Annotated in this window: 4 protein-coding genes; all 4 read right to left on the bottom strand. The window is 72.2% G+C overall.

Translation table 11 applies throughout. The annotated features are described in order from the left end of the window. Positions 1-9: 9 nt before the first annotated feature. Positions 10-3,324 carry a dTMP kinase gene (gene tmk, locus AC31A1_RS41810; protein WP_489658313.1) on the bottom strand — a complete coding sequence of 1,105 codons (3,315 nt, stop codon included), beginning with the start codon at positions 3,322-3,324 and terminating at the stop codon, positions 10-12. Between the two features lie 122 nt (positions 3,325-3,446). Continuing rightward, positions 3,447-6,287, bottom strand: a complete 2,841-nt coding sequence (topA, locus tag AC31A1_RS41805) for a type I DNA topoisomerase (protein ID WP_489658312.1) — start codon at positions 6,285-6,287, stop codon at positions 3,447-3,449. Positions 6,288-6,706: 419 nt separating this feature from the next. Beyond that, on the bottom strand, positions 6,707-6,904 hold the full coding sequence (locus tag AC31A1_RS41800; RefSeq protein WP_266769886.1) for a hypothetical protein: 198 nt from the start codon (positions 6,902-6,904) through the stop codon (positions 6,707-6,709). Between the two features lie 95 nt (positions 6,905-6,999). Next, positions 7,000-7,925: septum formation family protein (locus AC31A1_RS41795; protein ID WP_489658311.1), on the bottom strand; the 926-nt coding region annotated here is incomplete at its 5' end.

Raw genomic sequence — 7,925 nt, 5'->3', positions numbered from 1 at the left:
CCGTGGCCGTCAGCCCCTGCGCCCCCGGCCGCGACCCCGTCCACGCCCGGTGTCGTCGTCACGGTCGAAGTCGCCGTCCTCGCGCGGGCCGAGCAGTTCGTCGGCCAGCGAGGGCAGGTCGTCCAGGGGAGTCTCCTCGGCCCAGTCGGGGCGCGGCCGGCGCCGGGGCGCGCCCTGCTCGTCAACCTGGGGCAGTTCGCGGGTGCGGTCCTCGCCGCCTTCGGTCCGGTCGCCCGGACGCTCGTCCCGGAAGTAGCCCGCGGGCACCCGGTCCGACGGCCCCTGGTCGCGCACCGGCGGCAGCACCGCGGTCTCGTCCGCGGCACCGACCGGCGGCAGCACGGCCGTCTCCTCCGCAGCCGACACCGGAGGCAGTACGGCCGTCTCGTCCGCGGCCCCCGCCGGAGCGGGCGGCTGCGGCAGCTCGGCCGTCCTCTCGGAGTCACGTACGTCGGAGTCACGTACGTCGGAATCGCGCACCTCGGCATCGGGCGCCTCGGAGTCCCCGGACACCGACCGCAGTACGGCCGTCTCGTCCCCGGAACCGGAACTCACCGGCCGCAGCACAGCCGTATCCTCCGCCGACCGCCCTCGTGCACCGGCACCAGCCCCCGCGCCCGGCTTCACCACCGGCGTCGGCACAGTCGACGCCTCAGGCCTGGCCTCCGGAGCGGCGGGCACCGCGGGAGCCGTCGGCTGGCGAGCCGCCCGTTCCGCCGCGGCCGCCGCCTCCGCCGCCAAGCGACGGGCCTCCTCGGCCGCGAGCAGGGCCGCCTCGGCCTTGCGCTGCTTCTCCAGCCGCCGTGCCTCCGCCTCGGCGCGCAGCCGGGCCTCGTCCTCGGCCTGCTTGCGGAGCCGGTCGGCCTCCGCCCTGCGGCGGGCCTCCTCCGCGGCGCGGGCCTCTTCCTCGGCGAGCAGACGGGCCTTCTCCTCCTCGGCACGCCTGCGTGCGTCCTCGGCGCGCTGCCGGGCCTCTTCGGCCTGGCGTTCGGCCTCGCGGCGCTGGGCCTCCTCCAGCTCGCGCCGCTTGCGCTCCTCCTCCTCGGCGCGCAGCTGGGCGAGCTGCTCCTGGCGCTCACGCTCCAGGCGCTCCTCCTCGGCCTTGCGGGCGGCCTCTTCCTCGGCCTTGCGGCGGGCCTCCTCCTCGGCGGCCTTGCGCGCTTCCTCCTGGGCCTTGATCTCGGCCTCGGAGAGCGGCAGGACGGTGTCGAGGCGGTGCCGGATCACCGTGGTGACGGCCTCGGGCTCCTGGCCCGCGTCGACCACCAGGTAGCGGCTCGGGTCGGCGGCGGCCAGCGTGAGGAAACCGGACCGTACGCGCGCGTGGAACTCGGCGGGCTCCGACTCCAGTCGGTCCGGGGCCTCGGTGAACCGCTCGCGGGCGGTCTCCGGGTCCACGTCCAGCAGGACGGTCATGTGCGGGACGAGTCCGTCGGTCGCCCACCGGTTGATGCGGGCGATCTCGGTCGGGGACAGGTCGCGGCCCGCGCCCTGGTAGGCGACGGAGGAGTCGATGTAGCGGTCGGAGACGACGACCGCGCCGCGCTCCAGAGCCGGTCGTACGACGGTGTCGACGTGCTCCGCGCGGTCGGCGGCGTAGAGCAGCGCCTCCGCGCGGTGGGACAGTCCCGCCGACGACACGTCGAGCAGGATCGACCGCAGCCGCTTGCCGACCGGTGTCGCGCCGGGCTCGCGGGTGAGCACGACCTCGTGTCCCTTGCCCCTGATCCACTCGGCGAGGGCCTCGGCCTGGGTGGACTTCCCGGCGCCGTCGCCGCCCTCCAGGGCGATGAAGAAGCCGGTGCTCGCGGGCACGGTGTCGGGGTCGTCGCCGCCGAGCAGCGCGTCCCGCAGATCATGTCGCAGCGGCACTCCGGAGCGGTCGTCGACCTTGGCCAGGACCAGCGCGGCGACCGGCAGCAGCAGGGCGCCGACCAGCATCAGCGTGAAGGCGGCACCGCCGTGCGCGAACACGAACTTGCCGTTCTCCAGGCGGTGCGGGCCGATCAGCGCCGCCACCAGGGGGGCGATCAGCGCGCCGAGCGCCACCGCGACCCGTACGACCGCGTGCAGGTGCTCGGTCGTACGCGCCCGGCGGTAGTCCTCGGCCTCCTGATCGAGCAGGGTGTGCCCGGTGTTGGCGGCCACGCCCGCGCCGATGCCGGCGAGCGCGACGATCAGCAGCACGGTGGTGACGTCCGGGACCAGGCCCGCGGCGAGCAGCGCGATGCCGGTGAAGGCGATGGCCAGCGTCAGCAGGCGGCGGCGCGACAGCGTCGGCAGCAGGGCGGGCGCCGTACGGATGCCGACCACGACCCCGCCGGTCAGTCCGAGGACCAGCAGCCCGAAGGTCACCGGGCCGCCGTGCAGGTCCTGGGCCTGGAGCACGGACACGGCGACGGCGGCGGAGATCGCCGCGGCGACGGCCGCGCAGGCGACCACGAGCAGCGCGATCGCGCCCGTACGGCCCTTGTCGACGCCGGTGCCCGTCCTGGGGCGGCGCAGCCCTTCGAGCGGCGACCGCGCGCGCGGGGTGCGGATTCCGGGCAGTTCCAGGGCGGTCAGGACGGAGAGGGACGCGGCGAACAGTCCGGCGGCGACGTACGAACCGAGCGCGGCCTGGTGCTGGTCGAACCAGGCGACGCCCGTGCCCAGCAGGTTGTTGAGCAGGGCCGCCACGACTAGGGCGGCGGCCGCGAGGGGGATCGCCACGAAGCTCGTGCGCAGCGACAGCCGGCGCAGCGCGTCCATGTGGTCGGGCAGCGGCCGGACCGTGGCGCCTTCCAGCGGCGGGGCGGGCAGCAGGGCGGGTCCCGCGCTCTCGCGGCACACCGTCCAGAAGCGCTCGGCGACCCCGGTCACGAAGGCGGTCACCAGGAGCACGGCCAGCGCGTTGTCCGGAGTCCAGTCGATCCACAGCGGGGCGACGATCAGCAGCGCGGCCCGCAGACCGTCCGCGCCGACCATGGTCCAGCGCCGGTCGAGCGGCCCCTCCTGGGAGGTGAGCGAGGTGAGCGGGCCGAGCAGCACCGCCCCGAAGAGCAGCGTCGCCAGGATGCGCGCCCCGAAGACGGTCGCCACCGCGAACGCCACACCCCGGTAACCACCGCCGAACGAGCCCTGGGCGATGGCCGCCTGGAAGGCGAGCACGACCAGGACCAGAAGGGCGAGGGTGTCACCGACACCCGTCACGAGCTGTGCGCTCCACAACCGCTTGAGCTGCGGCTGGCGCAGCAGGGCGCGGACGGCACGCTCGCGGGAGTCCGCGACAAGGGCGTCGTCGGGGGCCGGCTGGTGGGCCGTTGGCTGCTCGGCTGGCGTCATGCTTTCAGCCTATCGGCAGGCACCGACAACAAGCCGCGCCCGCCCGGACCTGCGCACGCCCCGACACCAAAGTGATGCCGGGGCGTTCGTTTCGCGACCCTGTGGTGCAGGAAGGGTGGGGGTCAGTCCTCGGACGTCACCTTGGAGGTGGCCGTCTTCTTGGCCGTCGCGGTCTTGGCGGCGGTGGTCGTCTTCTTGGCGGCCGTCGTCGTCTTCTTCGCGACGGTCTTCTTGGCCGTCGTCGTCTTCTTGGCGGGCGCCTTCTTGGCCGCCGTCTTCTTCGCCGGGGCCTTCTTCGCCGTCTTCTTGGCGGGCGACTTGGCCCGCTTCTCGGCGAGCAGCTCGTAGCCGCGCTCCGGGGTGATCTCCTCGACGCTGTCGCCGGAGCGCAGGGTCGCGTTGGTCTCGCCGTCGGTCACGTACGGCCCGAAGCGGCCGTCCTTGACGACGACGGGCTTCTCGCTGACCGGGTCGGTGCCCAGCTCCTTCAGCGGCGGCTTGGCGGCGGCCCGGCCGCGCTGCTTGGGCTGGGAGTAGATCTCCAGCGCCTCTTCGAGGGTGATCGTGAAGAGCTGGTCCTCGGTCTGCAGCGAGCGGGAATCCGTGCCCTTCTTCAGGTACGGCCCGTAGCGCCCGTTCTGCGCGGTGATCTCCACGCCCTCGGCGTCCTTGCCGACGACGCGCGGCAGCGACATCAGCTTGAGGGCGTCGGCGAGCGTCACCGTGTCGAGGGACATCGACTTGAACAGCGAGGCCGTACGCGGCTTGACGGCGTTCTTCCCGGTCTTCGGGGTGCCCTCGGGGAGCACCTCGGTGACGTACGGGCCGTAGCGGCCGTCGCGGGCGATGATCTGGTGGCCGGACTCGGGGTCGGCGCCCAGCTCGAAGTCGCCGCTCGGCTTGGCGAGCAGTTCCTCCGCGTGCTCGACGCTGAGTTCGTCCGGCGCCAGGTCCTCGGGGACGTCGGCGCGCTGGTGGTTCTCGGAGTCCTTCTCGCCGCGCTCCACGTAGGGGCCGTAGCGGCCGACGCGCAGCATGATGTCGTTGCCGACCGGGAAGGACGACACCTCGCGGGCGTCGATCGCGCCCAGGTCGGTGACGAGTTCCTTGAGGCCGCCGAGGTGGTCGCCGTCGCCGTTGCCGGCCTCGGCGGCGCCCGTCGCCTCGCCCTCGCCGAAGTAGAAGCGCCGCAGCCACGGCACGGCCTGTGCCTCGCCGCTGGCGATGCGGTCGAGGTCGTCCTCCATCTTGGCGGTGAAGCTGTAGTCGACGAGCCGCCCGAAGTGCTTCTCCAGGAGGTTGACGACGGCGAAGGACAGGAAGGACGGCACCAGGGCCGTGCCCTTCTTGAAGACGTAGCCGCGGTCGAGGATCGTGCCGATGATCGACGCGTACGTCGACGGGCGGCCGATCTCGCGCTCTTCGAGCTCCTTGACGAGGCTGGCCTCGGTGTAGCGGGCCGGGGGCTTGGTGGCGTGCCCGTCGACCGTGATCTCCTCGGCGGTCAGCGCGTCGCCCTCGGCGACCTGCGGCAGCCGGCGCTCGCGGTCGTCCAGCTCGGCGTTCGGGTCGTCGGCGCCCTCTACGTAGGCCTTCAAAAACCCGTGGAAGGTGATCGTCTTCCCGGAGGCGCTGAACTCGACGTCCCGGCCGTCGGACGAGGCGCCCGCGATCTTCACGGTGACGGAGTTGCCGACCGCGTCCTTCATCTGGGAGGCGACGGTGCGCTTCCAGATCAGCTCGTAGAGCTTGAACTGGTCGCCGGTCAGGCCGGTTTCGGCGGGCGTGCGGAAACGATCACCCGACGGGCGGATCGCCTCGTGCGCCTCCTGGGCGTTCTTGACCTTCCCGGCGTACACGCGCGGCTGGGCCGGCAGGTAGTCGGCGCCGTACAGCTGCGTCACCTGGGCGCGGGCGGCGGTGATCGCCGTCTCGCTCAGGGTCGTGGAGTCCGTACGCATGTAGGTGATGTAGCCGTTCTCGTACAGCTTCTGCGCGACCTGCATGGTGGCCTTCGCGCCGAAGCCGAGCTTGCGGCTGGCCTCCTGCTGGAGCGTCGTCGTACGGAACGGGGCGTACGGCGAACGTCGATACGGCTTCGACTCGACGGACCGGACGGCGAACCGCGTGTCCTCCAGGGCGGCGGCCAGCGCGCGGGCGTTCGCCTCGTCGAGGTGGAGGGTGTTCGCGCCCTTGATCTGGCCCAGGGAGTCGAAGTCGCGGCCCTGGGCGACGCGCTTGCCGTCGACGGCCTGGAGGCGGGCGACGAGGGTCGACGGGTCGCTCGCGTCACCGGTCCGGCCGGTCCCGAAGGTGCCGGTCAGGTCCCAGTACTCGGCGGAACGGAACGCGATGCGCTCGCGCTCCCGCTCGACGACGAGCCGGGTGGCGACGGACTGGACGCGGCCAGCCGACAGACGCGGCATGACCTTCTTCCAGAGGACCGGCGAGACCTCGTAGCCGTAGAGGCGGTCGAGGATACGACGGGTCTCCTGGGCGTCGACCAAGGGCTGGTTGAGGTCGCGCGGATTGGCGACGGCGGCGCGGATCGCGTCCTTGGTGATCTCGTGGAACACCATGCGCTTGACCGGGACCTTGGGCTTCAGGACCTCAAGGAGGTGCCACGCGATGGCCTCGCCCTCGCGGTCCTCATCGGTAGCCAGGAAGAGTTCGTCGGAGTCCTTGAGCAGGTCCTTGAGCTTCTTGACCTGGGCCCGCTTGTCGGCGTTGACCACATAGATCGGCGCGAAGTCATGGTCGACATCCACACCGAGGCGGCGGACCTCGCCGGTGTACTTCTCGGGCACCTCCGCGGCGCCGTTGGGAAGGTCGCGGATGTGCCCGACGCTCGCCTCGACGACATATCCGGGGCCGAGGTAGCCCTTGATCGTCTTCGCCTTGGCAGGGGACTCGACGATGACGAGTCGGCGGCCGCCGTGTGCGGTCTCGCTGGTCGGGGACAACTTCGCTCTTCTCTCCGGTCGACGCTGGGGCCTCCCCCGGGGCAAACGGCTCCGGGGAGGAGCAGGTGCGTTTCCGCGTCGTTCCGTGCGTGCTCTCGGTGTACCGGCGGAGGTCCTCGTAGCGGAGCTACCAGGGCCTTCGACCGGTGCGGCGAGAGTGCTTGCCGGGCGGCGCGGGGACGTGCCTGCATCTCCCCGGGGTCGCTTGGTCCCAGGGTCGGGTCATGGTGACGCTGCGGAGTGTGACGGTACATCCCGCCCCCGTGTCAAACGGGAAAAGCCCGCAACGGCCACTCGAACGGTAACCCGACTACCGCCATTCCTGCCGCCCGGAGTCCCCGCCGGCCTTTTCGGAGCCATCCGGAGGGTGATCCCCTGGTTGTCCGCCGATGGTCCGCGCCGCGGCTCCGGCGCGCTGCTCAGACGTGCAGGAAGCACCAGGTTCCGAGGAGCAGGGCGGCTACCGCGGCGAGGCTCGCGAGGGTCGCCGATGCGACCGGGTTCACACCCTGGGCGACGGGTTCGCGGTGCCGGACCCTGACCACGGTCCACAGCAGCAGCGCGCCTCCGAACAGGGCGAACACCAACCCCGCGAAAATCGCAGGCCCGCTCTCCATGCGTGTCCCCTCCCGGCCGGATGCCCCGGTCCGGGAGGCTGGCACCCGGAGGCGACGGGCAGGCCAACCCCGGGTGAACTCGCGGCGGACAGCGCTCAGGCGGTCGTCCCTGAGGACGATATCGCCCCGCTCGTCCGGGAGCGGTCGGCCCGGCCCACGGTGCACACGACCGAGTCGAAACCGGCCTTCCAGTTGGTCTCGTCGGACAGATACCCGAAGACGGAACGGCCGGCACCGGGCGCCCAAGTCGACTCGAACTTGTCGCCGCACAGCTTGTTCCCCTGCCGCAGCGCCTCCTCGAACGCCATCGTCCTCGGGGCCGTCACGAAACCGATCACCTGGTCGGTGTGCCGATCGGCACAGTCGGTCAGGTTCGCGGTGAAGTACGTCTTGTGGGCGACATACAGCCAGCAGTCACCGACGCTCATCTCGGTGGTCCACACGTTCGACCCGGTGCTGCGGAAGCGCCCTATCTCCCCGCCGATCGGCACATGCCTGCCGAGCACGAGACACGCCGTACCGCCCCCGGCGGCCCGGAAGCCGGCCTCGGTCGGAGTGAGGGCGTAGACACCCGCGTCGGCCAGGGACCCGGCCACCCCCTTCACCTTGCCCGCGCACCGCTCGCCCCCGTGGTCCCGCGCGTCGGCGAAGTCGCTCGCCGCGTCGACCGCCATCACCTGCCCGTCCGGAACGTCGTGCGCACAGCTCACAACACCCAGTTCGGGCCGCGACGCGAACGCCACCCCGGTCCACACCGCGTGCACGCAATCCCCGGTCCGCAGCGCCTTCTTGAGCCCGACGTCCTCGCCGTACGGATAAGCGCCCCCGGCCGACGCGGACTCCGCGGACGGGGACGCTTTCTTGGTCGCCGCCGCACCCTTCCCGTCGTCCAGCGAGGTCACGGCCCACACCCCACCGGCGACCACCATCAGGACGGCCACGACAAGAGCGACAACCGCCCCGACCGACCTCCGACGCGGTCCCCCGTGGCGTGCCCCGCCTGCGATCGCCCCCGGACCAC

Source organism: Streptomyces sp. P5F9 (genome assembly GCF_057961495.1).
The sequence above is the reverse complement of the archived record's forward strand: the minus strand, read 5'-3'. Positions and strand labels throughout refer to the sequence as shown.

What these genes read in the sequence shown, in the direction of transcription:
- tmk (WP_489658313.1), bottom strand. Translation starts at nt 3,324, where the DNA reads ATGACGCCAGCCGAGCAGCCAACGGCCCACCAGCCGGCCCCCGACGAC.
- AC31A1_RS41800 (WP_266769886.1), bottom strand. Translation starts at nt 6,904, where the DNA reads ATGGAGAGCGGGCCTGCGATTTTCGCGGGGTTGGTGTTCGCCCTGTTC.